1 rRNA gene is annotated in these 1744 nt (G+C 52.7%); it reads right to left on the bottom strand.

Going from position 1 to position 1744, the window contains the following annotated elements:
- Positions 1 to 47: 47 nt before the first annotated feature.
- Positions 48 to 1600, bottom strand: a 16S ribosomal RNA gene (locus KUV52_RS00005).
- Between the last annotated feature and the right edge of the window lie 144 nt (positions 1601 to 1744).

The following is a 1744-nucleotide window of genomic DNA, read 5'->3' as shown; positions in this document are numbered from 1 at the left end:
TCAGACAATCTGTGTGAACACTCGACGCAGGCAAGAATTCATGTCGTTAAGGAGGTGATCCAGCCCCAGGTTCCCCTAGGGCTACCTTGTTACGACTTCACCCCAGTCATGAACCACAAAGTGGTGAGCGTCCTCCCGAAGGTTAAACTACCCACTTCTTTTGCAGCCCACTCCCATGGTGTGACGGGCGGTGTGTACAAGGCCCGGGAACGTATTCACCGTGGCATTCTGATCCACGATTACTAGCGATTCCGACTTCATGGAGTCGAGTTGCAGACTCCAATCCGGACTACGACCAGCTTTATGGGATTGGCTCACTTTTGCAAGTTGGCAACCCTTTGTACTGACCATTGTAGCACGTGTGTAGCCCTACCCGTAAGGGCCATGATGACTTGACGTCGTCCCCACCTTCCTCCGGTTTATCACCGGCAGTCTCCCATGAGTTCCCGCCATTACGCGCTGGCAACATAGGACAAGGGTTGCGCTCGTTGCGGGACTTAACCCAACATTTCACAACACGAGCTGACGACAGCCATGCAGCACCTGTCTCAGAGTTCCCGAAGGCACCAAACCATCTCTGGTAAGTTCTCTGGATGTCAAGGGTAGGTAAGGTTCTTCGCGTTGCATCGAATTAAACCACATGCTCCACCGCTTGTGCGGGCCCCCGTCAATTCATTTGAGTTTTAACCTTGCGGCCGTACTCCCCAGGCGGTCTATTTAATGCGTTAGCTTTGGAACCCACGACTCAAGGTCACAGACTCCTAATAGACATCGTTTACGGCGTGGACTACCAGGGTATCTAATCCTGTTTGCTCCCCACGCTTTCGCATCTGAGCGTCAGTCTCTTGCCAGGGGGCCGCCTTCGCCACTGGTATTCCTTCAGATCTCTACGCATTTCACCGCTACACCTGAAATTCTACCCCCCTCTCAAGGACTCTAGCCAAGCAGTATCAAATGCAATTCCCAGGTTGAGCCCGGGGCTTTCACATCTGACTGACTTGGCCGCCTGCATGCGCTTTACGCCCAGTAATTCCGATTAACGCTCGCACCCTCCGTATTACCGCGGCTGCTGGCACGGAGTTAGCCGGTGCTTCTTCTGCGAGTAACGTCACAGCTAGCGGGTATTAACCACTAACCTTTCCTCCTCGCTGAAAGTGCTTTACAACCCGAAGGCCTTCTTCACACACGCGGCATGGCTGCATCAGGCTTTCGCCCATTGTGCAATATTCCCCACTGCTGCCTCCCGTAGGAGTCTGGGCCGTGTCTCAGTCCCAGTGTGGCTGATCATCCTCTCAAACCAGCTAGAGATCGTCGCCTTGGTGAGCCATTACCTCACCAACTAGCTAATCTCACTTAGGCTTATCCAATCGCGCAAGGTCCGAAGAGCCCCTGCTTTCCCCCGTAGGGCGTATGCGGTATTAGCAGTCGTTTCCAACTGTTGTCCCCCTCGACTGGGCAAATTCCTAAGCATTACTCACCCGTCCGCCGCTCGCCGCCCAACAAATCACCCGAAGGGTCAATGTTGTCGCTGCCGCTCGACTTGCATGTGTTAGGCCTGCCGCCAGCGTTCAATCTGAGCCATGATCAAACTCTTCAATTAAAGATTTTGATTTGCTTCCGTAGAAGCTACTCAATGAATACTGAATTAACTTGGTGTCACTCAGTAGCATCGAGAAAATGATGATTTCTCAACACTGCGTGAGTGCCCACACAGATTGTCTGACTAATTGTTAAAGAGCGTTGC

This window comes from Ferrimonas balearica, from assembly GCF_019802055.1.
GTDB classification, from domain to species: Bacteria; Pseudomonadota; Gammaproteobacteria; order Enterobacterales; family Shewanellaceae; genus Ferrimonas; species Ferrimonas balearica_A.
Note: the sequence above shows the minus strand (reverse complement) of the source record. Positions and strands in the feature narration are given on the sequence as shown.